19 protein-coding genes are annotated in these 25,178 nt (G+C 70.5%); 12 read left to right on the top strand and 7 right to left on the bottom strand.

The window, feature by feature from the left end:
- The first annotated feature begins 319 nt into the window (after positions 1 to 319).
- The 8 genes from ACIF83_RS33655 (at position 320) to ACIF83_RS33620 (ending at position 10,872) form a co-directional block, all read left to right on the top strand.
- Positions 320 to 4,057: a nitrate- and nitrite sensing domain-containing protein gene (locus ACIF83_RS33655; RefSeq protein ID WP_399732580.1), complete on the top strand. Its 3,738-nt coding sequence runs from the start codon at positions 320 to 322 to the stop codon at positions 4,055 to 4,057.
- Positions 4,058 to 4,066: 9 nt separating this feature from the next.
- Positions 4,067 to 4,480 (top strand): roadblock/LC7 domain-containing protein, encoded by a 414-nt coding sequence (locus tag ACIF83_RS33650; protein WP_003973453.1) that lies wholly within the window; start codon positions 4,067 to 4,069, stop codon positions 4,478 to 4,480.
- 111 nt (positions 4,481 to 4,591) lie between these two features.
- Entirely contained in the window at positions 4,592 to 4,990 is a 399-nt protein-coding gene (locus tag ACIF83_RS33645) for a DUF742 domain-containing protein (RefSeq protein ID WP_019058642.1), read from the top strand.
- Positions 4,971 to 5,546 carry an ATP/GTP-binding protein gene (locus tag ACIF83_RS33640; protein WP_393480484.1) on the top strand — a complete coding sequence of 192 codons (576 nt, stop codon included), beginning with the start codon at positions 4,971 to 4,973 and terminating at the stop codon, positions 5,544 to 5,546. Before ACIF83_RS33645 ends, ACIF83_RS33640 begins: the two co-directional genes overlap by 20 nt.
- 377 nt (positions 5,547 to 5,923) lie before the next feature.
- On the top strand, positions 5,924 to 9,220 hold the full coding sequence (locus ACIF83_RS33635) for a nitrate- and nitrite sensing domain-containing protein (RefSeq protein WP_399732575.1): 3,297 nt from the start codon (positions 5,924 to 5,926) through the stop codon (positions 9,218 to 9,220).
- 10 nt (positions 9,221 to 9,230) lie between these two features.
- On the top strand, positions 9,231 to 9,644 hold the full coding sequence (locus tag ACIF83_RS33630) for a roadblock/LC7 domain-containing protein (protein WP_004983065.1): 414 nt from the start codon (positions 9,231 to 9,233) through the stop codon (positions 9,642 to 9,644).
- A gap of 96 nt (positions 9,645 to 9,740) precedes the next feature.
- Positions 9,741 to 10,310, top strand: a complete 570-nt coding sequence (locus ACIF83_RS33625) for a DUF742 domain-containing protein (protein WP_393480489.1) — start codon at positions 9,741 to 9,743, stop codon at positions 10,308 to 10,310.
- Positions 10,291 to 10,872 carry an ATP/GTP-binding protein gene (locus ACIF83_RS33620; protein WP_026248371.1) on the top strand — a complete coding sequence of 194 codons (582 nt, stop codon included), beginning with the start codon at positions 10,291 to 10,293 and terminating at the stop codon, positions 10,870 to 10,872. Before ACIF83_RS33625 ends, ACIF83_RS33620 begins: the two co-directional genes overlap by 20 nt.
- Before the next feature lie 166 nt (positions 10,873 to 11,038).
- Here ACIF83_RS33620 and ACIF83_RS33615 read toward each other — a convergent pair whose 3' ends face one another.
- From ACIF83_RS33615 to ACIF83_RS33600, 4 genes are all read right to left on the bottom strand, one after another.
- Positions 11,039 to 11,233, bottom strand: coding sequence for an acyl-CoA carboxylase subunit epsilon (locus ACIF83_RS33615; protein WP_145883484.1), 195 nt, complete (start codon positions 11,231 to 11,233; stop codon positions 11,039 to 11,041).
- A 57-nt stretch (positions 11,234 to 11,290) separates the two neighbouring features.
- On the bottom strand, positions 11,291 to 12,886 hold the full coding sequence (locus ACIF83_RS33610; RefSeq protein ID WP_393480492.1) for an acyl-CoA carboxylase subunit beta: 1,596 nt from the start codon (positions 12,884 to 12,886) through the stop codon (positions 11,291 to 11,293).
- A 154-nt stretch (positions 12,887 to 13,040) separates the two neighbouring features.
- Positions 13,041 to 15,368: a polysaccharide lyase 8 family protein gene (locus ACIF83_RS33605; protein ID WP_399732743.1), complete on the bottom strand. Its 2,328-nt coding sequence runs from the start codon at positions 15,366 to 15,368 to the stop codon at positions 13,041 to 13,043.
- A 21-nt stretch (positions 15,369 to 15,389) separates the two neighbouring features.
- Positions 15,390 to 15,896: a hypothetical protein gene (locus tag ACIF83_RS33600; protein WP_398139770.1), complete on the bottom strand. Its 507-nt coding sequence runs from the start codon at positions 15,894 to 15,896 to the stop codon at positions 15,390 to 15,392.
- A gap of 256 nt (positions 15,897 to 16,152) precedes the next feature.
- Between ACIF83_RS33600 and ACIF83_RS33595 the strand changes: the two genes are divergently transcribed.
- Together ACIF83_RS33595 and ACIF83_RS33590 are read left to right on the top strand one after the other, a co-directional pair.
- Positions 16,153 to 16,761, top strand: a complete 609-nt coding sequence (locus ACIF83_RS33595; RefSeq protein WP_393480497.1) for a YceI family protein — start codon at positions 16,153 to 16,155, stop codon at positions 16,759 to 16,761.
- A gap of 236 nt (positions 16,762 to 16,997) precedes the next feature.
- Positions 16,998 to 17,234 carry a hypothetical protein gene (locus tag ACIF83_RS33590; RefSeq protein ID WP_393480498.1) on the top strand — a complete coding sequence of 79 codons (237 nt, stop codon included), beginning with the start codon at positions 16,998 to 17,000 and terminating at the stop codon, positions 17,232 to 17,234.
- Here ACIF83_RS33590 and ACIF83_RS33585 read toward each other — a convergent pair.
- On the bottom strand, positions 17,189 to 18,199 hold the full coding sequence (locus ACIF83_RS33585; protein WP_399732740.1) for an FUSC family protein: 1,011 nt from the start codon (positions 18,197 to 18,199) through the stop codon (positions 17,189 to 17,191). The two genes, ACIF83_RS33590 and ACIF83_RS33585, sit on opposite strands and share 46 nt — an antisense overlap.
- Before the next feature lie 107 nt (positions 18,200 to 18,306).
- Here ACIF83_RS33585 and ACIF83_RS33580 point away from each other — a divergent pair, with 107 nt between their 5' ends.
- The gene (locus tag ACIF83_RS33580) at positions 18,307 to 18,747 is read left to right on the top strand and encodes a MarR family winged helix-turn-helix transcriptional regulator (RefSeq protein ID WP_393480499.1); all 441 of its coding nucleotides are present in this window, start codon (positions 18,307 to 18,309) and stop codon (positions 18,745 to 18,747) included.
- Between the two features lie 5 nt (positions 18,748 to 18,752).
- On the opposite strand, the gene ACIF83_RS33575 is transcribed toward ACIF83_RS33580, so the two are convergent.
- The gene (locus ACIF83_RS33575; protein WP_399732568.1) at positions 18,753 to 20,123 is read right to left on the bottom strand and encodes a hypothetical protein; all 1,371 of its coding nucleotides are present in this window, start codon (positions 20,121 to 20,123) and stop codon (positions 18,753 to 18,755) included.
- A gap of 60 nt (positions 20,124 to 20,183) precedes the next feature.
- Positions 20,184 to 23,195 carry a glycoside hydrolase family 3 protein gene (locus ACIF83_RS33570; protein WP_399732565.1) on the bottom strand — a complete coding sequence of 1,004 codons (3,012 nt, stop codon included), beginning with the start codon at positions 23,193 to 23,195 and terminating at the stop codon, positions 20,184 to 20,186.
- Positions 23,196 to 23,309: 114 nt separating this feature from the next.
- On the opposite strand from ACIF83_RS33570, the gene ACIF83_RS33565 reads away from it, so the two are divergent.
- Positions 23,310 to 25,175: a ricin-type beta-trefoil lectin domain protein gene (locus tag ACIF83_RS33565; RefSeq protein ID WP_399732562.1), complete on the top strand. Its 1,866-nt coding sequence runs from the start codon at positions 23,310 to 23,312 to the stop codon at positions 25,173 to 25,175.
- The last annotated feature ends 3 nt before the right edge of the window (positions 25,176 to 25,178 follow it).

The following is a 25,178-nucleotide window of genomic DNA, read 5'->3' as shown; positions in this document are numbered from 1 at the left end:
TCGCAGGCATAAGTCCACTTTGACCTGGATTACACACCACAGTTGGTAACCCATGCCTCACAGCCCGTCACGTAGGTCACAGCTCGGGACACGGCCCTTGTTGGAGATCCGGCACTGTGCTGGAATTCCACGGACCGCCGCGGGATCGAGCCGGCGCGCAGGGGGCGCAACGCAGCGCCAAGTGGCGGCGAGATAGGGGGGAACCTGCGCCGGTCACTCCAGACCAATCGGAGAGCGCATTCAGGGCGTTCTCCAATACGCCGACACCGTGTCCCTCCGTTCACGCGGAGGGGTGCCTGGTCCAGAGGTTGCGACGCTAGTGCAGGGACGTTTCAAGAGGGATGGCAGCGCTTCGGCGGAGCCGGATGCGCACGGCGGGACCGACCGCGGCTCCACGCCCCAGCACGCCCAGATCCCGGGCCCGGCCCCGTCCGGAGACAGCGGTGAGCGCCCCGGGCGCCCCGGCGCGTCCTCCTCGGCGGGCCCCACGAAGACCGGGAACCCCACCCCGACCGTGAAGCCCACCCAGGGCCCGACCGGCCCCGGTTCGCGTGTGGCCCTGCGCAACTGGCGCATCTCCACGCGTCTGGTCTCGCTGCTCGCGCTCCCCGTGGTGGCAGCCACCTCGCTGGGCGCACTGCGCATCGACCAGAACATCACCGACATCCAGCAGCTCGACAACATGAAGCTGCTGACGGAGATGACCAAGCAGGCCACCGAACTGGCCCAGGCGCTCCAGGACGAGCGCGACCAGTCGGCCGGTCCCCTGTCGCACGGCCTGAAGTCGACCGACTACCAGATCAAGGGCTTCCAGGACAAGACCGACCGGGCCCGCGAGAACTTCCTCAACGCCTCCGAGGAGATCGACGAGGCGAGCAAGAACGGCAACCTCCAGGGCGTCCGCGACACCCTGGTGAGCCTCGCCAACCAGCTGGACGACCTGGCCAAGATCCGCCGGTCCGCCTACCAGGCGAAGGGCAACTCGACGCAGACCGTCGAGTCGTACCACCGGCTGATCACCCAGCTGGTTGACCTCTCCCAGGCCATGGCCGAGGCGTCCAGCAACCCCGAGATGATCACGCGCACCCGCGCCCTGGCGGCCTTCTCCAGCGCCAAGGAGTACGCCTCCGTGCAGCGTGCCGTCATCGCCGCGGCGCTGACCACCAGTGGCAACACCAAGGGCACGCTCTCCTCGAACGACCGCCTCTACGGCCAGTCGGCGTACGAGAGCGAGAACTCCGAGATCGCGATCTTCCGGAAGATCTACAGCAGCCAGAACCCGGACGAGCTGCTCAAGCCGATCGAGGAGAACAACCCGACGATCCAGGGCGCCGACCTCTACGCCAAGCGGACCTTCGAGTCCCCCACCGGCCTGGACGGACTGCCGCCCCGCTCGTACCGCGACTGGGTGGACGACAGCACCACCAAGATCGACCAGATGAAGAAGATCGAGCACACGCTGCTCGAGGACATGGAGCAGAAGGCCCGCGAGCTGCGCAGCGCCTCCGAGCGCGACGCGATCATCTCCGGTGCGCTGATCCTGATCGTCCTCGGCATCTCGCTCGTCGGCGCGTTCGTCGTGGCCCGCTCCATGATCCGCTCGCTGCGCCGTCTGCAGGAGACCGCCACCAAGGTCGCCCAGGACCGCCTGCCCGAGCTGGTCAAGCAGCTGTCCGAGTCCGACCCGCAGGACGTCGACACGTCCGTGGAGTCGGTCGGTGTGCACTCCCGGGACGAGATCGGCCAGGTGGCCGCGGCCTTCGACGACGTGCACCGCGAGGCGGTCCGCCTCGCCGCCGAGCAGGCCCTTCTGCGGGGCAACGTCAACGCGATGTTCACCAACCTCTCGCGCCGCTCCCAGGGCCTCATCCAGCGTCAGCTCTCGCTCATCTCCGAACTGGAGTCCCGCGAGGCCGACCCGGACCAGCTGTCCTCCCTCTTCAAGCTCGACCACCTCGCGACGCGTATGCGCCGTAACGGTGAGAACCTCCTCGTTCTCGCCGGTGAAGAGCCCGGCCGCCGCTGGACCCGCCCGGTCCCGCTGGTCGACGTGCTCCGCGCCGCAGCGTCCGAGGTGGAGCAGTACGAGCGCATCGAGCTGGCCGCGGTCCCGACCACCGAGGTTGCCGGCCGCGTCGTCAACGACCTCGTGCACCTCCTCGCCGAGCTGCTCGAGAACGCCACCTCCTTCTCCTCGCCGCAGACCAAGGTCAAGGTCACCGGTCACGCGCTGCCCGACGGCCGTGTGCTGATCGAGATCCACGACACCGGTATCGGCCTCTCCCCCGAGGACCTCGCGGCGATCAACGAGCGGCTCGCTTCGCCGCCCACCGTGGACGTCTCGGTGTCCCGCCGCATGGGTCTGTTCGTGGTCGGTCGTCTGTCCCAGCGCCACGGCATCCGCATCCAGCTGCGCCCCTCCGACTCCGGTGGTACGACCGCGCTGGTCATGCTCCCCGTCGACGTCGCCCAGGGCGGCAAGAAGCCCGCGGGCAAGCCCGGCGCCCCCGCGCCGACCGGTGGTCCGGCCGCCGCGCAGGCCGCGGCCGGTGCTGCCGCCGCCCGCCGCAACAACGGCGGCAACGGCTCGGGCGGTGCCCTCGGCGGCGCCCCGTCCGGCGGCGGCCTCCTCGGCGCCGGTCCGTCCCCGCGTGGCCAGGTCGGCTCCGCCCAGGGTCCCCGGGCCGCGCTGCCCGGCGCCGGCCAGGGCGGCCGTCCCGGTGCGCCGGGTGGTGCGCGTGGTCCGCAGCAGGGTCCGGGTGCCTCGCAGCAGGGCCGGCAGGCGCCGGCCGGGGCGGGTGCGGGCGGCTTCGGCGGTCCCGGTGCCACGCAGGGCCTGCAGTCCGCGGGCCTCGGCGGATCGCAGCAGGACGCCTTCGGTGGTCGTGGTCCGGCGCAGCCGCGCGCCGGCGCGGGCGCTGCCGACCAGGGCCGTCAGCCGCAGCTGCCGCCGCGCGGCGGTCCGCGGGCCGAGCTGCCCGGCAGCAACCCGCCGCGCACCCAGGACTGGAGCGACAGCTCCCAGGCCTCGCTGTCACGCGCCTCGCTGGACACCCCGCGCGGCCATGACGAGCAGGACCCGGCGCAGACCTCGCGCATGCCGCGTGTCGACGACCGGCAGGGCCCGGGCGCGACCGCCGAGATGCCCCGCATCGACGCGCAGGGCCCGGCCGCCACGGGCGAGTTCCCCCGCCCGGACTTCGGCGCCAACGGTTCCACGGGCCAGTTCCCGCGCCCGGACCTGAACGGCACGAGCAGCTCGACGGGCCAGTTCCAGCGTCCCGGCACCCAGCAGGGCAACGGCCAGTACGGCCAGCAGGACGCCAACGGGTTCGTCCGCCCCGACGTGTACGGCACGTCGGCGCCCGGGCAGCAGAACCCGCAGAGCACCGGCCAGTTCGCGGCCCCGCAGGCCTACGACGCCGGCTTCGACGGCAGCTCCACCGGCCGGCACGCGCTGCCCGGCCGCCCGGGCCAGAGCCCGGCGAACACCGGCCAGTTCGAGCGGCCCCAGCAGGGCAACCGCGGCGACTTCGGCGCCTCGCGCCCGCCGGCCCCGCAGCAGCGTCCGGCCCGCCGGGAGCCGGAGGCACTGCCGCCGGCCACCGGCCCGGTCGACGGTCGTACCCCGCTGTACGACACGTTGGAAACCAACTGGTTCCACGGCAACCAGCCGGAGCGGCAGCCGGACAACCCCCCGGCTCCGTCCCCGGCACCGCAGCAGCAGGCGCCCGCGCCTGCTCCGCAGCGCTCTCCCGCCACCGGCTCCTGGCGCACCTCGCCCAACGACGAACTCGTCCGTCAGGCGGAGCGTGTCCGGCAGCCCGCGGCGGGTGGCATCACCACCTCCGGCCTGCCGCGCCGGGTGCCCCGGGCGAACCTCGTCCCGGGTACGGCTCAGCAGCAACAGCACCAAGCCGGTCCGCAGGTCTCGCGTGCGCCTGACGACGTACGCGGCCGGCTGACCAATCTCCGTCGGGGTATCGCACAGGGTCGTCAGGTCGGCAACGGCCAGACCGGCAGCTACCCGAACCCCACTCACCAGCAGGAGCGTTAGTTGAGTCCGATGAGCCAGGCGGCACAGAACCTGAACTGGTTGATCACCAACTTCGTGGACAACACCCCCGGGGTGTCGCACACGGTGGTGGTCTCCGCCGACGGCCTTCTGCTGGCGATGTCCGAAGGCTTCCCGCGGGACCGCGCCGACCAGCTCGCCGCCGTCGCCTCCGGGTTGACCTCCCTCACGGCCGGGGCGTCCCGGATCTTCGAGGGCGGCAACGTGGCGCAGACGGTCGTCGAGATGGAGCGCGGTTTCCTCTTCCTGATGTCCGTCTCGGACGGGTCGTCCCTCGCGGTCCTGGCCCACCCGGAGTGCGACATCGGTCTCGTCGGCTACGAGATGGCACTGCTCGTCGACCGCGCGGGTGCGGTACTCACCCCGGACCTGCGCGCCGAACTCCAGGGCAGTCTGCTCCACTGACCCGCCCCGGCACCACCCACCTCACGAAAACACCGTCCGGCCGCCACAATCCCCCCACCGGCCCCGTCAGACGGCTTGACTGACCGACTTGCTGTCCCGCCCGGAGGATTCATGACCCCGCCCACCGCCTCTCATGATCCGTACGCGGAGCCGTACGGGGATGAGGGCGACCAGCCGCTGGTACGTCCGTACGCGATGACCGGTGGCCGGACCCGGCCGCGCTATCAGCTCGCCATCGAGGCGCTGATCAGCACCACGGCCGACCCGGCAGCGCTCATGGGGCTGCTCCCGGAGCACCAGCGCATCTGCCACCTGTGCCGTGAGGTCAAGTCGGTCGCGGAGGTGTCGGCGCTGCTGGCCATGCCGCTCGGCGTGGCCCGGATCCTGGTGGCCGACCTCGCCGAGGCCGGCCTGGTCGCCATTCACCAGCCGGGTGGCGACGAGAACAACGGCGGCGCTCCGGACGTGACGCTGCTCGAAAGGGTGCTCAGTGGACTTCGCAAGCTCTGACGCGGGCCGGGCCACCACCTCGGCGAAGATCGTGGTGGCGGGCGGCTTCGGCGTGGGCAAGACCACGTTCGTCGGCGCCGTCTCGGAGATCAACCCGCTGCGCACAGAGGCCGTCATGACGTCCGCTTCGGCAGGCATCGACGACCTCACCCACACCGGGGACAAGACCACCACCACGGTGGCCATGGACTTCGGCCGTATCACCCTGGACCAGGACCTGATCCTGTACCTCTTCGGTACGCCCGGTCAGGACCGCTTCTGGTTCATGTGGGACGACCTGGTGCGCGGCGCCATCGGCGCGGTGGTGCTCGTGGACACCCGGCGCCTCGCCGACTGCTTCCCGGCCGTGGACTACTTCGAGAACAGCGGTCTGCCGTTCGTCATCGCCCTCAACGGCTTCGACGGCCATCAGCCGTACACCCCCGACGAGGTGCGCGAGGCCCTGCAGATCGGGCCGGACTCGCCGATCATCACGACGGACGCCCGCCACCGCGCGGACGCCAAGAGTGCGCTGATCACGCTCGTGGAGCACGCCTTGATGGCCCGCCTGCGGTAGCACCCAAGTACAACGTGCCGTACGGCAGTTGCCGTAAAGCCATCGGAGCCGACTGTGGCCTTTGACACGGTCGGCTCCGCTGTTCATAACAGTTCGGCAGAGGAATCCCCCGGCATCACCACGCGACGCGGTCGAGCGGTGCCGCTGTGCTCACAAACGCCCCGCCTTTTGGCGGGGCTCGCTCTTTATGACCGTTTTATCTAGGGCTTACATGTGCACCGTCCGGGGGTTTCCACTGTTTGGAAGTGCGCTGGTCCACGTGCTGGAATGCCTGAACTGCCCAATAGTCAAAGACGTACCTAGTGGTCGATGACGAACGGGGCTCTGAGAGACTGCGGCACGACGAAGGTGCCGACCGCCGAGAGGTTGTTGGTCGAGTGAGGCGAAGCAAGAACGGTCCCGAGCCGTCGGCGCGGGGCAACTTCACCCCGCCGCCGCGCGCTGCGGCGCCCACCCCTGTGCCCGGCTCGGAGCCGGCGGCCACTCCCGCGAAGAGCGGCGGCCGTTTCTCCCCGCGCAACTGGCGCGTGCCGACCAGGCTGAACGCGATTCTGCTCATACCCGTGGCGGTGGGTCTCGTCATGGGCGGCTTCCAGGTGAAGAACTCGATCGACACCTGGCAGGACGCTCAGGACGCGGAGAACACCGCCCGCCTGGTCCGGGCCTCGCTGTCCTACGCCGATGCCCTCTACAACGAGCGGGACATCACGGCCACGCCCCTGCTGAAGGGCAAGAGCCAGTCCCCCGAGGACAAGCTCACCGTCAAGCAGGCCCGCGCCGCCACCGACCGCGCCGCCCAGGCCTTCGACGACGCGGCGCAGAGCATGCCGGACAAGTCCGGACTCAATCGCCGGCTGACGCTGTTCCGCAAGGCCGAGCCCTTCCTGCAGACGCTGCGCGCCGGCGCGTACACCTCCAAGTTCACCGGTGTGCAGACCGAGGAGGGCTACGTCAAGGTCGCCCACCCGCTCATGGAGTTCGCCAACGAGCTGGGCCTCGGCACCGGAAACATCACCTCCTACGGCCGTACCGTCTACGCCATCTCGCTCACCAAGGCGGCACTGTCGCTGGAGCGCTCCATCGGCATGCACATCCTGGAGAAGCCGGGTCCGGACGCCCCGAACCTGGCGAGCCAGCGTGTTGCCCTGTCCTCGTACGCCTATCTCGAGGGCATCGCCGTCGAGGAGTACGAGGGCGGTGGCACCCAGGCCGACGCGGACAAGCTCGACCAGCTGAAGAAGGACATCCAGACCAAGGCCGCGGCCATGGCCCAGCAGGCCAAGGCCAAGAACCCGAACTACGTGCCCCCGCCGGCCCCGACGAAGATGATCGGAGCGCTCGCCCAGCTGGACTCCACGGCTCCCGCCGCGCGCCAGCAGCTCGCTCTGGGCGGCATCAGCGCGGAGAACTGGTGGGCGGTCAACACCCTCAAGTTCAACGCATACCGCACGATCGAGTCGGACATGGCCGACAAGGCCGTGAGCGAGGCGTCGAGCATCGCTGACGACGCCAAGACCTCCGCGATCATCACCGGCGCCGTGGTCGTCGTCGCCCTGCTCCTCGCGTTCATCCTGGCCGGTACGGTCGCCCGCCAGATGAGCCGGTCGATGCGCCAGCTGCGCAACGCCGCCTTCGGCATCGCCGAGCAGCGCCTGCCGATGCTGGTCGACCAGCTCTCGCGCACCGACCCCGGCCGCGTCGACACCCGCGTCGCACCGATCCCGATCAACTCGACCGACGAGATCGGTGAGGTCGCCCGCGCCTTCGACCAGGTCCACCGCGAGGCCGTCCGGCTCGCCGCCGAGCAGGCCCTGCTGCGGGGCAACATCAACGCGATCTTCACCAACCTGTCGCGCCGCAACCAGTCGCTGATCGAGGGCCAGCTGACCCTGATCACCGACCTGGAGAACAACGAGGCCGACCCGGACCAGCTGGAGAACCTCTTCCGCCTGGACCACCTCGCGACCCGTATGCGCCGCAACGGCGAGAACCTCCTGGTCCTCGCCGGCGAGGAGCCGGGCCGCCGCTGGGACCAGCCGGTCCCGCTGGTCGACGTCCTGCGCGCCGCCTCCTCCGAGGTGGAGCAGTACGAGCGCATCGAGCTGTCCGGTGTCCCGGAGGCCGAGATCCACGGCCGTGCCGTGACCGACCTCGTGCACCTGCTCGCCGAGCTGCTGGAGAACGCCACGACGTTCTCCTCCCCGCAGACCAAGGTCCGCGTCACCGCGACCCGTCTCCCCGACGGCCGCGTGATGATCGAGATCCACGACAAGGGCATCGGCCTCACCGCCGAGGACTTCGCGGACATCAACCACAAGCTGGCCAACCCGCCGACCGTGGACGCCGCGATCTCGCAGCGCATGGGCCTCTTCGTGGTCGGCCGGCTGTCCGACCGGCACGGCATCCGCGTCCAGCTGCGTCCCTCGGGCGAGCAGGCGGGCACGACCTCCCTGGTCATGCTGCCGGACGCCATCACGCACGGCGGTGGCGCCGAGGCGCCGCTGGACCACGAGGAGTTCACGGTCTCCCAGATCATCCCGGACCAGCAGTTCCAGGGTGAGAGCTTCGGCCAGGTGGCGCCCATGCGCACCGCCGCCGAGCTGGGCTTCGACGACAGCCGGTACTCCGAGGTCCCCGACGACATCCGCGGACTGGACCCCGTCGGCCGCTCCCTGATGCGCGAGGGGCGCCGGGCGGCCCTGGAGGCCCAGAACCACGGCCAGCCGCAGGAGGCCGCCGAGCAGCCCGCGTTCCGGGACGACTTCGACACGCAGCAGGGCTACGACGGCAGCAGCACGGGTTACACCGAGCAGCCGTCGTACCAGGAGCAGCCGCAGCAGGCGTACCAGGAGCAGACGTACGAGGAGCAGCAGCACACCTCGTACGAGAAGGCGTACGACGACCAGTACTACTCGCCGAACGACGGTCTGCCGCAGCGCGACGACTTCTCCCAGAACGGCAGCGGCTACCCCGAGCCCGCGTATTCGGAGCCCGCTCAGGACGAGCACGCGCCCGCGCACGCCTCCGCGTCCGACGGATTCGGCTCCTACGAGAGCCAGTCCTACCAGGACGACTGGCCGCAGCAGCCGCAGCAGCCGCAGCAGCCGCAGCAGCACGGTTACCAGAACGGCTATCCGGCCCAGTACGCTCCGGAAACGGAATCCGCGCAGGCCGGTGACGCAGATGAGCGGAACCACGTAGGCTTCGACCGTCCGGGACCGGCCACTCCCGCCTCCCACCAGCTGACCGACGCCGGGCTCCCCCGCCGTGGATCCGTCCCGAGCGGCTCCAACGGCTCGAGCGCCACCAACGGCACGGCACGCGTGCAGCAGGAAGCGCCGGCTCCCGCACCGGGCAACGCCCCGGGGCAGAACGGTGACAGCGGCTGGCGTTCGGCGAACGACGAGCGCTGGCAGCAGGCCTCGCAGCTCCGGAAGCCCAAGGCGGGCGGGGTCACCTCCTCCGGCCTGCCGCGGCGGGTACCCAAGGCCAACCTGGTCGAGGGCACCGCCGAGAGCACCCCTCAGGGAGGCCCACAGGTCTCCCGCGCCCCGGAGGATGTCCGGGGCAGGCTGAGCAACCTGCGTCGGGGCGTCCAGCGCGGACGCAGCGCAGGCAGTGAAACGAACGGCCAGGGCTTCGGTCCTGACAGCACCTACAACCAGGAGCGTTAGTGTGAGCCCGATGAGCCAGGCGGCACAGAACCTGAACTGGTTGATCACCAACTTCGTGGACAACACCCCGGGGGTGTCCCACACGGTGGTGGTCTCCGCCGACGGACTCCTTCTGGCGATGTCCGAAGGCTTCCCCCGCGACCGCGCCGACCAGCTCGCGGCCGTCGCCTCCGGTCTGACGTCTCTGACGGCAGGCGCCTCCCGGATCTTCGAGGGGGGCAGCGTGAACCAGACGGTTGTGGAGATGGAGCGGGGATTCCTGTTCATCATGTCCATCTCTGATGGTTCGTCACTCGCCGTTCTGGCCCACCCGGAGGCGGACATCGGCCTCATCGGGTACGAGATGGCCCTTCTGGTGGACCGCGCCGGCACGGTCCTCACCCCGGATCTGCGTGCAGAACTCCAGGGAAGCCTTCTCAACTAACAGACGAACGGTGCGTATACGCGTCCCGGGGCCGTAAGGTTTCGGGACGCGGCTCCACAGGGATGGGTGCCCGGCGCAGTCGGAGGAGGAGAGAAAGTGGCAACACCCCCAGGCGGTTCGAATAACGGCAACTGGTCGTACGGCCCTGCCCAGGGCCAGGGCGACGGTTCCGCGAACCGGTACAACTTCCCCTCCGCCCCGAGCCACCGGCAGCCGTACGCGCCGCAGGGCCCCGGTCCGTCGCCGTACGACCAGCCGTCGGCCCCGCGTATCCAGCCGGTGCAGCCCCAGCGCCGCCCCGAGCCGGCGCCGGCCACGGCGTCCAACAACCCCCTGGTGCGTCCGTACGCCATGACCGGCGGCCGGACCCGCCCGCGCTACCAGCTCGCCATCGAGGCACTGGTGCACACCACCGCGCAGCCGCACCAGATGCAGGGCCAGCTGCCCGAGCATCAGCGGATCTGCAACCTGTGCCGGGAGATCAAGTCGGTGGCCGAGGTCTCGGCCCTGCTCACGATCCCCCTCGGCGTGGCCAGGATCCTCGTCGCCGACTTGGCGGAGGCGGGCCTGGTCGCCATCCATCAGCCCGGCGGCGACGAGAACGCCGGTGGCCAGCCAGACGTGACACTGCTCGAAAGGGTGCTCAGTGGACTTCGCAAGCTCTAGCGGCGGTCCTTCCCGCTCCACCACCTCCGCGAAGATCGTGGTGGCGGGCGGCTTCGGCGTGGGCAAGACCACGTTCGTCGGCGCCGTCTCGGAGATCAACCCGCTGCGCACAGAGGCCGTCATGACGTCCGCTTCGGCAGGCATCGACGACCTCACCCACACCGGAGACAAGACCACCACCACGGTGGCCATGGACTTCGGCCGTATCACCCTGGACCAGGACCTGATCCTGTACCTCTTCGGTACGCCCGGTCAGGACCGCTTCTGGTTCATGTGGGACGACCTGGTGCGCGGCGCCATCGGCGCGATCGTCCTGGTCGACACCCGCCGCCTCGCCGACTGCTTCCCCGCGGTCGACTACTTCGAGAACTCGGGCCTGCCCTTCGTCATCGCCCTCAACGGCTTCGACGGCAACCAGCCGTACAATCCGGACGAGGTGCGCGAGGCCCTGCAGATCGGTCCCGACACCCCGATCATCACGACGGACGCCCGCCACCGCGCGGACGCCAAGTCGGCTCTGATCACCCTGGTGGAGCACGCGCTGATGGCGCGCCTGCGCTAGGACTGCCGCTCGGCACAACAGACTTCGGCCCCTGTCCCTCCTCGTGAGGGACAGGGGCCTTTGTCGTGCGCGTACTTCCCTGTGTGGGCGCACCCGTGGCGTCGGAACACACACCTGGGCCCCGCCCTCCCGGAGGAGAGGCGGGGCCCAGGTCACGCGCAGAAACTCAGTGCCAGCTGTGCGGCGCCCGGAAGCCGGGCTCGCGCTCGAGGCGGCGCCAGCCGGCCTTGGCACGGCCTCGGTGGGTCTGGGACGAAGCCGCCGGCTGGGCGGCCGCACGGGCCAGGAGGACGGCCGTGATGGCGGCGACTTCCTCGGGCTCGGCGTGGCCCTTCTCGACGCGGATGTCAGGCGTGTTCATGGATGTCAGTCTCCGTGAGAGAGAGGTCCGCGGGGTTGCCGCGACGGGTCCGCTCGGTTACTGCGGGGGGTTGCCGTGCTTGCGGGAGGGCAGGTCGGCGTGCTTGGACTGCAGCATCGCCAGGGACTTGACCAGGACCTCGCGGGTCTCGGCGGGGTCGATGACGTCGTCCACCAGGCCGCGCTCCGCCGCGTAGTACGGGTGCATCAGCTCGGCCTTGTACTCCTTGACCATCTTCTGGCGCATGGCCTCGGGGTCCTCGGCGTCGGCGATCTGACGGCGGAAGATGACGTTGGCCGCGCCCTCCGCGCCCATCACGGCGATCTCGTTGGTGGGCCAGGCGTAGGTGAGGTCGGCGCCGATCGACTGGGAGTCCATGACGATGTAGGCACCTCCGTACGCCTTGCGCAGGATGAGCGAAATCCTCGGCACGGTCGCGTTGCAGTAGGCGTACAGCAGCTTCGCGCCGTGGCGGATGATTCCGCCGTGCTCCTGGTCGACACCGGGCAGGAACCCCGGTACGTCCAGGAAGGTCACGATCGGGACATTGAAAGCGTCACACATCTGGACAAAGCGCGCAGCTTTTTCACTGGCCTCGATGTCCAGGACGCCGGCCAGGACCTGGGGCTGGTTGGCGATGATGCCGACCACCTGGCCGTCCAGGCGGGCCAGCGCGCAGATGATGTTCCGCGCCCAGCGCTCGTGGACCTCCAGGTACTCGCCGTCGTCGACGATCTCCTCGATGACCTTGGCCATGTCGTACGGCCGGTTGCCGTCCGCCGGGACCAGGTCGAGCAGGACGTCGCTGCGGCGGTCCACCGGGTCGCTGGACTCCACCCGGGGCGGGTTCTCGCGGTTGTTCTGCGGCAGCAGCGAGAGGAGGTAGCGCACCTCGGCGATGCAGGTCTCCTCGTCGTCGTACGCGAAGTGGCAGACACCGCTCGTCTCGGCGTGCACGTCCGCGCCGCCGAGGCCGTTCTGGGTGATCTCCTCGCCCGTCACCGCCTTGACCACGTCCGGTCCGGTGATGAACATCTGGGAGGTCTCGCGGACCATGAACACGAAGTCCGTCAGCGCCGGGGAGTACGCCGCGCCGCCCGCGCACGGGCCCAGCATCACGGAGATCTGCGGGATGACACCCGAGGCCTTCGTGTTGCGCTGGAAGATGCCGCCGTAGCCGGCGAGGGCCGAGACGCCCTCCTGGATACGGGCACCCGCGCCGTCGTTCAGGGAGACCAGCGGCGCACCGGCCGCGATGGCCATGTCCATGATCTTGTGGATCTTGGTGGCGTGGGCCTCGCCCAGCGCACCGCCGAAGATCCGGAAGTCATGGGCGTACACGAAGACCGTGCGGCCCTCCACCGTGCCCCAGCCGGTGATGACACCGTCGGTGTACGGCTTCTTCGCCTCCAGGCCGAACCCGGTCGCCCGGTGCCGGCGCAGCTGCTCGACCTCCTGGAAGGACCCCGGGTCCAGGAGCAGCTCGATGCGCTCCCGCGCCGTCAGCTTGCCCTTGGCGTGCTGCGCCTCGGTCGCCTTCTCGCTGGGGCCTGCCACGGCCTGCGCACGGATCTCGTGCAGCTCGGCGACCCGTCCGCGCGCGTCCGTCGGCTCGCCGGTCGGCTCACCCGTCGTCTCTTCCAAAACGGTCATGTAGCGACCTTACGAAGGAGACCAAGGAAAGCGAGCCGTCGACTCCGTACAGTCTCCAGCCCGTTTTCCTGGTGCCACCGAACAGAACCACAGCGGCATGCAGCCGTTCCGACTGCTCAGGGGGCGTCGGCGTTGTAGGGAAGCCACAAAGGGGTCACCTGAGAGCCAGCTCACATTCGTGTGTGGAACATGCCATCCCTGGAGTGACACGGACCCTCAGACGGCGCCCCGCCGAGAGGACTTCCACGGTGTCGTCGGCGCGGACGACCGAGCGCACGGGGTGGTCCCAGACGATCTCCAGAGGGGTGCCCGTTCGGGGCGGCTCGCTGACACAGAGGGTAACGGTCGCGCCCCGGCGCCGGACGAGCACGCTCGCGCCTGCGGAGGCGCTCAGGCCACCCACAGTACCGGCTTCCCACAGGTTCGCCGCGGTCAGGCCGAGCGTGGGCACGGCGACGGCCTGGCGGCGGGCGTCGTTGGCGAGGACGCACAGCCAGTGACGGTCGGCGGCCCGGGCGGCGACCTCGCCGCGAGAGGCGCCCGGCAGCAGGACATAGGCGTACGCGGCGGCGGCCGGGTCGGTGCCGTGGTCGAGCCACAGGGTCTGCCAGCGGCGGGTGCGGCGCTCGGCCGTACTGGTGGTGTTGATGTCGGACCAGGCGCCGGTGCGGTCCTCGCGCAGGGTGCGCAGCTCGCCGCCGCAGGGCAGGATCCAGCCGCCGTGGCCCTCCAGATGGGCCCAGCCAAGGCCGCGCACGAGGGTCTGGGCGCCGTTCTCGCCGAGGTTGCGGTTGTCCACGACCGTCTGGACGGGGGCGCCGTCGGCGCAGGTGATCCCGGCGCCCAGGCAGACGACGGCGTCGTCGAGGAAGAACCAGGACTTGCGGGCCTCCAGCGTCGACCCGAGCCCCTTGAGGTGCTGGCCGACGGCCGCGTACTCGCCGTCGGTCGCGCCGCCGACCCAGCGGACGTCCGGTTTGGGGGCACCCCACTCGCCGCCGGCCCGGTCGGCGAGGCGCCTGGTCGACACGGTCGTGCCGGGGAGGCGGTACCAGTCCACGGTCGGCCAGAACCAGTCTGTGTACTGATCGGACCGGTCGCCGCGCCCGGCAGGCCACCAGGAGAGCATCCCGGCGCCGGTGTGCCAGCCGCGCGGGTTCTCGCCGTTGCCGCACTCGTAGTGGGCGATGCGGTCGGAGGCCATGGAGAGCGCGGCGGTGAAACGGGGGCGGCGGTGGACGGCCCGGTCCATGGCCGGAAAGAGGCGGTGTCCGACGGGTTCCGGGCTCGCGGGTACGGTCGCTTCGGCGACGGCGTGCAGCCGGGCGAGGTCGGCCACCTCGAACTGACCTGCCGTCAGGACGGGTGTCACGGTGTCTCGTTGGATCCAGCCCTTGATCCGGCCGTGCCACCGCTCCCGCTCCGCCTCGCTCGCGCCGCCCGCGAGCAGGGTGATGGCCGCGATCAGGGCCTGGCCGTGGAAATGGTCGCTGCGCATGATGTGCAGGTCGTCGCTGAGCAGGTAACCCCGGCTTATGGCACGGCCGTTGACGCAGTCCATCACCAACCCGTCGTGGATCAGGGGGGCGTAGGCGTGCTCGACGCTGTCCAGGACGTTCTGCCGGGCCGGGTCGGTGACCTCCCACGGCGACCCGGCGAGCAGGGCGAACAGCCGCCCGAGGCCGTCGAGCAGCACCTGGCCGTACGTGCCGGAGTAGGCGACCCAGGTGTGCTGGACGAAGGAGCCGTCGGGGTAGAGGCCGTCGCCCCGGGTGACGTACGGGAAGACCGGTGAGAGGGCGTCCCGGGCGAGCGCGACGCGGTCGCCCGCCCGGCCGAGGATGCCGCGCAGGGCGACGGAGCGGCACAGGTCGACGCGGTTGGCGCCGGTGGAGGTGCCGGAGTAGTCGGTGAGCAGCGTGTCGGGGATGAAGTGGTCGACGGCGGCGCAGGCGGCCGCGACCCGGGTCTCGCCGAGGTGGTCGTACAGGGAGGCCGTGAGGTCCATGAGGAGCCGGGGGCTGCCGATCTGCCATTCCCACCAGTTGCCGTAGCGGGTGGTGGCCGGGTTGTAGACGGTGGCGGAGAGGTGGTCGAGTCCGCGCAGCACGTCGGCGAGGAGGGTGTCGTCGCCGGTGGAGCCGGTGCCGGGCTGGACGTAGGCCTGGGCCATGGTCCACAGGCGGCCGTAGCTGAAGGTGATGCCGGCGGGCGGGTCGAAGGGGTGGCCGGGCCAGAGGGAGACCGGGGCAGGGGCCATGCTGCCCCGGAATTCCCTGGCCAGCGAACCGAGTTGGGCGAGCCGGGAGGCGTACGGCTCGGCGGCCGGGTCGTATCCGGTGCCGAGGGCGATGTCGAGCCAGCGGTGGCGGAGGGTGTCGTAGGGGTCGGCAGCGGGTGCCGCCCGGGCCCGGGGCGCCAGGGCGGCGGTGAGGGCGGCGGCCAGCAGCAGGGCGCGCCGCGTCGGTCCGGTCGTACCCATGCCGGTGGTCACCGCCCCTGCTCAGCAGCCGCCGCAGTTGTAGTAGAGGACGTCCCAGTGGCTGCCCTCGTCGGCATAGATGTTTCCGGAGCCGGACTGGTACTGCGGGGCGCCGTCCCCGCGCAGACCGATATAGGTGAACTTGCCCTTGATGTACGACGTGACGCAGGTGTTCTTGCCGTAGTCGAGCTTGTAGCCGTTCCAGTGGGAGTAGGTGCCGGAGGCGTGCCCGGTCTCGGTGCCGCCGGTGATGTTGAGAGCGCAGCCGCTGGCCCGCTTGAGGGTCTGGGCGCCCTGCGCGGTGGCGAGGTTGAGCTGCTCGAAGGACGTACAGGTGGCGTTGTTCCGGTCGGAGCAGTTGCCCGAGGAGGACCAGGTGATGCCGACGTCGCGGAACATCTGGGTGGCGGTCGCATGGCTGATCTTGGTGACGGCGAAGGCGTCGGTGGCGGTGCCGACGACGGCGACGCCGGGGGCGACGACGAGGGCGAGCGCGGTCAGGACGGAGCGGACCTTCGTGGCCTTCATGGGGACCCTTCCTGCGGATGGCCGTGCTTCCTGTGGGGCGGCTGTGCAGGTGGTGCATGCCGATGGTGCCCGAGCCCTGCACGGGCCCACCAGAGGGCACACACGGTGACTCCCGGTTACCGTAGAGACACGGTGCGGATGAAGTTGAAAACTGAACGGAATAGGTCTACCTTCGGAGTCGTTAGCTTCGTTGAACGTTAAACAGAAAGCCGCGGCTTCGGCCCTGCCGACCGCGCCCGTCCCCAAGGAGCACGTCATGGGCATTTTCGGCCGCAAGGAAAGCACCCCCGCCCCCGCCTCTGCGCCCGCCACCGTCAGCCCCGACCTGGCCGCGCTGACCGGTGACTACACGCTCGACCCCGCACACACCACGATCGGCTTCGTGGCGCGCCACGCGATGGTCACCAACGTCAAGGGCAGCTTCCTGGACTTCACGGGCACGCTGCACCTGGACGGCGCCGACCCCACCAAGTCCACCGCCACGATCGACGTCCGGATGGAGAGCGTCGAGACCGGCAACGCCGACCGTGACGGCCACCTGAAGTCCTCGGACTTCTTCAAGACCGACGAGTTCCCGACGATGACCTTCCGCTCCACCAAGGCCGAGGCCCTGGGCGGCGACGACTACCGCATCACCGGCGACCTCTCCATCCTCGGCGTGACCAAGCCGATCACCATCGACCTGGAGTTCAACGGTGCCGCGAAGGACCCGTTCGGCAACGAGCGCGTCGGTTTCGAGGGCAAGACCGAGATCCTGCGCTCCGAGTGGGGCCTGACCTGGAACGCGGCGCTGGAGACCGGCGGCTTTCTGGTCTCCGACAAGATCAAGCTGAACTTCGACATCTCGGCGATCAAGAACGCGTGAGCCTCCGGCGCTTCAGCCGCCCCCGAGACCTCCGCACCCTGAGCGCGCCCGCCCTCCACTCCCCCGAAAAGAGAGGGCGGGCGTTCGCCTGTTCGTGTCAGAGTGGTCCGATGGCAGCACTCTCCGCGCACGGACAGACCGACTGGGTCCTCCTCGCCTCGTTCCCGAACCTGCCGGGACGTCCCAACCCGGGCCGGTTCCTGCTCGGTTGACTGCGCGAGCGCGGTATCGACTGGATGCCGTTCGGGTGGGAAGAGGTGCGGGTCGACCTCATGTGCCGCATGGACGAGGACGGGCACTGGCACGGCACGCTCGCCCTGAACGTGGACGCCCGGGCGCTGTGGCGGCTCGGGTTGCATCCCGCTCAGCCGACCTCCGTCGTCGACGGACCTTCCCCGCCCGCCTGGTGGCACGCCGCCGGTGAGCGTTACGCAGGCCGTCGTGCCGTACGCCGACGCCACGACTTCCGCTGAACCGGCAGCAGGAACCAGGACACCCCCACGGACAGCACCGCGCCGAAGGCGATCGCGGCCAGGCGCGTGGACAGCAGGCTCTGCGCGTCCTGGCCGAAGTAGCCGAGGAGCAGGGACAGGGCCGTGGTCATGCCGGCCGCCCAGGAGGCGTAGGTGAGCGGGCGCAGCCACAGCGCCACGGGCAGCACGGCGAACAGCACGACCATCGCCGTGTGACCTGTGATGCCGGCCGCCGCCACGCCCGTGGCGAGCAGGGTGCCGGCGCAGGCGCCCACGAATCGCTCGACTCCCTTGCGCAGTACGTCGGTTCGGCCCCGGTTGCCGCTTGCCACGACGTACGCCGTCAGGACCAGCCACGGCCAGTGGTCGCCGTAGAGCAGTCGGCCGAGTGCGAAGGACGCGGCCACCCCCACCGCCATCTGTACGGCCATCCGTGTGCTGGGGCGGGGGCGCAGCCGGGAGGGCCTGCGCGGGGTGCCCGGGTCGGCTACGGCCGGCCAGGGGCCGTACCGGTCGGCCGCAGTCTGCACCAGCCACACGCTCGCCCACGCCAGTGCGCCGATGAGCGCCGACCATGCCCAGCTCACCAGCTCCCCTTGCGCCTTGGGCGGGAGGGCAGGGCCGGGGACCACCAGGAGCGCCACCAGCGGAAGGGTGATCAGGGTGCCTGCCCCGGTCGCCACCGGGCCGTAGCGGCGGATCCAGATCGCCAGGGAGATGCCCGCGGTGAAGACGGCCGCGCCCAGACAGTAGTGGGTGGCGATCAGTCGGCCGACCAGGGCGCAGACCGCCGACACCGCCGGCAGCAGGGCCAGCGCCCTGAGGCGGCTCCGGGTGTCCGCCGTCCGCTGGGTCCGGGCGAGCGTGACGGTCAGGACCACCGCGAGGACGACCGAGTCGGTGTGCAGTCCGGCCGCACCCTCCAGCCACAGGGCGATCGACCAGGAGAGCAGGACAGCCGTCATCGTCACGGCAGCTTCATACGCATTGCGTATCAGTTTGTCAGCCACCAGCCCAGATTATGGGGGCGACTCAAGCAGAGACAGTACGTATCTGCGTATCATTCTTCGTCATGGATCACCTTTCCGAGGCCGCCCTCCTCCGGCGTGCCGTCGTCCGGCTGAACCGGCGGCTCAGGCAGGAGCGCGGGGACGGGAGTCTCAGCCCCAATCAGCTCGCGGTGCTCGGCCATCTGCACCGGCACGGGTCGGCCACGCCCGGTGAGGTCGCGGCGGAGGAGCGGCAGCGGCCGCAGTCGCTCACCCGGGTCTTCGCCGAGCTGGAGGCCGATGGGCTGATCGTGCGGGAGACGGGCACGGTGGACCGGCGTCAGGCCGTGCTCACACTTACCGAGCCGGGGCGGCGGGCGCTGGAGCGGGACATGGCCGAGCGGGACGCATGGCTGGCCGAGGCGCTCGGGGCGCTGGGCGAGACGGAGCGCGGGGTGCTGGCGCTGGCCGCTGCGGTGATGGAGCGGCTGGGCACGATGGACGTGCCCGCGCGGCACGACTGACGCGCTCAGAAGCCCCCGCCGAAGTCCCCTCCGCCGCCCCCGCCGCCGTCGAAGCCCCCTCCGTCGCCGAAGCCGCCGCCGAAGTCGCCGGGGTCGAAGTCCGCGCCGGACACGTCGCCGCCCTCGTAGCCGCCGCTGCCGAAGTCCGCGCCGCCGAAGTCGCCGTACCCGGTGCCGTAGTCGGCCGCGTACGACGGTGTCGCCATCACGCTGCCGAGCAGGGTGCCGACGAGCAGGCCGGGGAGGATGCCGCCGCCGAAGTAGCCGCCCGCCCAGGGGCCGTAGGCCGGGCCCGCGTCCCAGTAGGGGCGGCGGCCGTAGTCGGTGTCCACCTCGCGGATCACGGGGTCGCGGCCGTCGGCCAGACGGGTGGCGTCGGCCGCGCAGACCGGGACCTCGCGGGGTGCGCCGCCGGGCGGGGTCCAGGCGGCGTCGGTGACCGAGGGGCCGTGACGGGGGTCGAAGAAGCAGGGCGGGCGGCGCTCCGGGAGGGGGCGTCCCTCGCGGCGGGCGGCCAGTTGGGCCAGGGAGAAGCGACCGTCCTCGAGGGCCTCGGTGACCGCGCGGACGTCCTCGGGTCTCCGGGCGTCGGCCATGTACTGCTTGGCCTTGTCATAGGCGTCCAGGGCCCGTTCGTAGTCCCCGCGCATGGCGTCGTCGGCGCCCGCCTCGGCCGGGTGGAAGTCCAGCCGGTCGAGTTCCTCGCCGAAAGCGGTGATGTCCTCGTCGACGACGACCCGCAGGCGGTCCAGGGCGGCCCGCTGCTCCTCGGCGTGGCGGCGGCGGTTGCGGCGGACCAGGGCGTAGGCGCCCGCGCCGCCGGCCACGAGGACCGCGACCGTGGTGACCAGTGCCGTGGTGGACACTCCGCCGCCCTTGCCGGAGGAGCCCCAGGACGCGGGGGCACGGCCGCCCATGTTGGCCAGGGCGCGGTCGGTGAAGTCGGTGAGCTGGGTCTTGGCGTCCTCCCCCTGGACGCTGGTGACCAGGTTCTGCACGGCGCTGCGCGGGAGCACCGAGGAGTCGGCGCGGGCGTCGAAGCGGTCGCCGAGGCGGATGGCGTACAGGCCGGTGACGCCGGTGGCCGTGCGCAGCTCGGAGAAGAGGTTCTGGGTGGGGTAGTCGGCGGGCAGGACCGCGATGAACAGGGGTTTGTTCGCACCCTTGATCTGTTGGGCGAGTGTGTCGGCGTCGGTGGCGGACAGCTGGGCGGAGGCCGCCGGGTCTACGTAGACCGGGCTCTTGCGGAGAGCCTCGGCGACGGTGGAGATGCTGGTGGCCGCCATCGCGCCGGGGGTCAGCACGGTCACGATCACCAGGGTGAGGACGGCCAGCAGCAGCGCTGGGAGGCTTCGGGTCCGCAGGACGGCCTTCATCCTTCGAAGCTACCCGAAGCCTCCCAAAATTGGGCATCCCTCCGGATCGGACGGATGTGCCTACGCGGCCCGGTACGCCTCCGTCAGCTTCTGCACCGCCTCTCCGTACCTGCCGGTCAGCAGCAGATGGTCCGCGTCGGCGAAGGGCTTCGCCACGGGCTCCGTGATCCGCTGCCCCACCTTCTGCTGGACGAGCAGCCGCGCCTCGGCGACCAGCTCGCGTCCGGTCCGGTCGGCGCCCGCCCGCTCGGCCGCCGTCGCCGCCAGGGCGAGCGCGCGCAGGGTGGTGGCGCCGCCCTGCGGGACCCGGGTGAGCGTGGTCAGGCCCCAGCCGTAGGGGAACTGCGGGTCGTACGACGCGTCGCCGACGTTGATCGGCAGCTGGGACTCGGACCTGGGCCAGGTGACCGGGAGCTGCCCGGTGAAGGGGAGCTTGCCGTAGAGGACGTCGGCGACACCCTCACCCTCGGTGCCGGGCAGCCAGGAGGCCACGAGCGCGTCGATCCCGTCGAGCCGGTCGCCGATCAGCTGCGGGCGCCCGGAGACGATCAGCACCGCGCACTTCATGGCCGCGCACACCTTGTCCACGGTGGCCCGGTCGGCGGCGGACAGCTGCAGGGAGTGGCCGTTGCCGACGTCGCCGACGCCCTCGGCGTACGGGGTCTCGCCGACGACGACCACGCCGACGTCGTAGCCGTCGGTCGGTGCGGAGGCGTCCTTGGAGTAGGTGAGGTTCCCGCCGGCCTCGCGCATGCCCTGGAGGATGGTCGTGCCCGGGGTGATGTTCCCGGAGGAGCCCTGCCAGGTGAGGGTCCAGCCGCCGGACTGGTTGCCGATGTCATCGGCGTCGGACCCGGCGACGTACACCTTCTCGCTCTTCTTCAGGGGCAGCAGCCCGCCGCTGTTCTTCAGCAGCACCTGGGACTCGGCGGCGGCCCGGCGGGCCACGGCCCGATGTTCCGGGGAGCCGATCGCGGCAGCGCCGGTCGTGTCGGCGTAGGGGTGTTCGAAGAGGCCGAGCCTGAACTTCTGGGTCAGGATGCGGGAGACGGCGTCGTCGATCCGCCGCTCGCTGATCCGGCCGGCCTTCACCTCGTCGACGAGGGTGCCGGTGAAGTCCTTGTACGTGTACGGCACCATCATCATGTCCAGGCCCGCGTCTACCGAGGTGCGGACGTGGGACGCGTAGTCGCCGGGGAGCTGGTCGATGGCGTTCCAGTCGCTGATGACGAAGCCGTCGAAGCCCATGCGGTCCTTGAGGACGCCGTTGATCATGTCGGCCCGGGCGTGCATCTTCACCGGGCCCTGCCCGTCGCCGAGCACGTCCAGGGAGGAGTACGACGGCATGACCGTGCCGATGCCGCGGTCGACGGCGGTCTCGAACGGCGCGAGGTGGACGGCCTCCAACTGCTGCCGGGTGACCTTGGTGACGCCCTGGTCGATCTTGTACGTCCCGGTGGTGGAGGAGCCGTACTCGGTTCCGCCGTCGCCGACGAAGTGCTTGGCGGTGGCGAGGACCTTGTCGTTCCGGCTCAGGTCCCTGCCGTTCGCGCGGCCCTGGAGGCCCTGGATGACGGTCTCCATGGACTGGACCAGCGCCGGGTCCTCGCCGAAGGACTCGTAGGAGCGGCCCCAGCGTTCGTCGCGGCTCACGCACAGGCAGGGTGCGAAGTCCCAGGGGATGCCGGTGGCCCGCACCTCGGCGGCGGTCACCGCACCCGCCTGCTCGGCGAGCCGGGGGTCGCGGGTGGCGCCGATGCCGATGTTGTGCGGCATGACCGTGGCGCCGGACAGGTTGTTGTGGCCGTGGACCGCGTCGACGCCGTAGATCAGCGGGATCTGGAAGCGGGTCGCCCGGGCGCGCAACTGGAAGGCGTCGATCATCTTCGCCCACGCCTCGGGGGTGTTGGGCGTGGGCGTCGAGCCGCCGCCGGAGAGGAGTGACCCGAGGGCGTACGTCGCGATGTCGCCGCCGTCCCCGACGGCTCCGCGCTCGGCCTGGGTCATCTGGCCGGCCTTCTCCGCCAGGGACATGCGGGACACGAGGTCGGCGACGCGCTTCCTGACCGGCAACTTCGCATCCAGGTACGGCAGTCCGTGGGCGTCGACGACGACCTGCGGGGTCTCGGCGGGTGCCTTGGCGCCGGTCACCGTGAGCTTGAGCGGGACGGTCTCGGCGGACTCGGCGGCCTTGTCCCGGAGGGTGGGCACCTCGATGGTCTTCGAAGTGCCGGAGGCCGTGCCGGCCGGGAAGGTGAGGGTGCCGGAGACCGGGGTGTAGTCCTTGCCGGGGTCGGCGGTGCCGCCCGCGGTCTCGTAGGCGACGGTCACCGGGTCGTCGATCGGCGCGGAGCCGGTGGTGGCGACGGTGACCTTGACGGCCGCCGTACCGCCCTCCTTGACGGGGTACACGGCGGCGTCGGTGGTGACGTTCGCCCGCAAGGACTGGTCGGCCCTGCCGTACAACTCGACGTCGTCCATGGCGAACCGGCCCTTGACGCCGACCGGGAGCGTGACGGCGTAGCCCCACATCCCGGTGAGCCCGAGGACGTGGTCGATGCCGCCGACGGGCTGATAGTCCGTGCGGTAGACGAAGTCGGTGAAGGGGATCTCGACCTGTCTCCAGCCGGTCCAGTCGTCGGTGAAGGAGGTCGTCCACAGCTCGGAGGCCTCGCCGTTCGCGCCGCCGTCCTTGATCTCGAAGGCAACCTTCTTCCCGTTGTCCTGGCCGTCCCACCAGAAGCGGATGCCCTTGCGAGCGGACCAGTCGTGGGCGGGTTCGGTCGAGGCGTAGTCGTGGGTGAAGCCGCCGTAGCCGCTGATGTCGTAGCTGCCGGTGAGGACCTCGGCGCCCTCGGGGGCGTCGGAGCGGGCGGTCAGTTGCAGGGCCGGCGGGTCGTCGGTGCCACTCCCCCAGGTGAAGATTCCCTCGGCGGGCTGGGAGGCGAAGGGGACCTCGCCCTCGAAGCGGTCGACGGGGACGGGGGCGGGGTCGTCGGCCGCGTGGGACGCGGTCGGCGAGAGCAGAGCGGTGAGCAGGGCGGCGGACACGAGCAGGGCGGTTCTTGGCATAGACCATCCTCGACTCTCGTGGTTCACTCATGACTTAGATCATGCCGTGAGTTAACTAACGGTCCACAGGCCCGTCAAGACGTCACGTCAGACATTCGGGAAGGGCGACGCCCCATGAGGAGATCCCCCCGCGCGGTCCGGCTGCTGCTGGCCGGACTGCTCTCCACGGCCGGCCTCACCGCGGCCACCACCTCCGCGCACGCGGCCGGTGAGCAGGTCACGGCCTGGCTCACCACCACGGACGACTCCGCCGGACGGCACGTCGTGCGCGGGCTCCAGGCACAGACGCCGTTCGCCTTCCAGTCCGGGACCGGTGGCAGCGGTGAGAACATCACCGTCGACGAGAACACCCGCTACCAGACCTTCACCGGCGGCGGTGCGTCCTTCACGGACACCGCGGCCTGGCTGATGAACAGCAGCGGGGCGCTGTCGCAGAGCACGCGGGACGCGACCATGCGCAAGCTGTTCTCGCCGACGGACGGGATCGGGCTGTCGTTCCTGCGCAATCCGATGGGTGCCTCGGACCTGGCGCGGTACGGCTACACGTACGACGACGTCCCGGCCGGCCAGACGGACCCGTCCCTGTCGAAGTTCTCGATCGCGCACGACCTCGCGGACGTCGTGCCGCTGACGAAGCAGGCGCTCCAGCTCAACCCCTCCCTGACGGTGATGGCCTCGCCGTGGACGGCACCGGCCTGGATGAAGGACAGCGGCTCGCTCAACGGGGGCTGGCTGAAGGCAGAGGACTACGGGGCGTACGCCTCCTACTTCGTGAAGTACCTCCAGGCGTACAAGGACCAGGGAGTCGACGTCTCGTACGTCACCGCGCAGAACGAGCCGACGTGCTGTTCCGGCTACCCGTCGATGAGCTGGAACGCGAGCGGTCTCGCCTACTTCACCAAGAGCGAGCTGCTGCCGAAGCTGCAGGCGGCGGGCCTGTCGACGAAGGTGCTGGCGCACGACTGGAACTGGGACGTCTACGACTCCTACGCGGCCCAGACCGTGGACGACGCGGCGGTCCGCAACCACCCCAACTTCGGCGGGATCGCCTGGCACGGCTACGGCGGCGACATCGCCAAGCAGACCTCCGTGCACAACCAGTACCCGACGCTGGACGCCTTCGGCACCGAGCACTCCGGTGGCACCTGGATCGCCGACCAGCAGCGCGAGGACATGTCCAACATCATCGACTACACGCGCAACTGGGCGAAGTCGGTGACCAAGTGGTCGCTGGCGGTGGACCAGAACATGGGCCCGCACAACGGGGGTTGTGGCACCTGCACCGGTCTGATCACCGTGCACAACGGGGACGGCGCGAGCGGAACCGTCGACTACACGGTCGAGTACTACGACATGGGCCACCTGACGAAGTTCGTCCGCCCGGGCGCCCAGCGGATCGCCTCCACGGCGTCCACCGCGGTGCCGAACGTGGCGTGGCGCAACCCGGACGGCAGCAAGGCGCTGATCGCCTACAACGACTCCTCCTCCGCCAGGACCGTGACGATCGACTGGGGCTCCCAGCACGCCACTTACTCACTCCCTGGCAACACCTCGGCGACCTTCACCTGGTCCGGCACCCCGTCGGGCGGCGGCGACCGGTCGGGGGCCTTCGTGGGACTGGCCGGCAAGTGCCTGGACGTGGCGGGCGGTGCGAGCGCCAACGGCACGGCCGTCCAGCTCTACGACTGCAACGGCAGCGGCGCCCAGCAGTGGACCGTACAGACCGACGGTTCGGTCCGGGCGCTCGGCAAGTGCCTGGACGTGACCTCGGGTTCGACCGCGGACGGGGCCAAGGTGCAGTTGTACGACTGCAACGGAACCGGTGCCCAGCAGTGGTCGTACAACGCCTCCACCGGTGATGTGGTGAACACGGCGGCGAACAAGTGCCTGGACGTGACGGACAACTCGTCGGCGAGCGGGGCGAGGGCACAGATCTGGTCGTGCACCGGGGCCGCCAACCAGAAGTGGCACTTGCAGTAGGGC

It is taken from the genome of Streptomyces sp. NPDC085866, from assembly GCF_044541035.1.
In the GTDB taxonomy this organism is placed as follows: domain Bacteria; phylum Actinomycetota; class Actinomycetes; order Streptomycetales; family Streptomycetaceae; genus Streptomyces.
The sequence above is the reverse complement of the archived record's forward strand: the minus strand, read 5'-3'. Positions and strand labels throughout refer to the sequence as shown.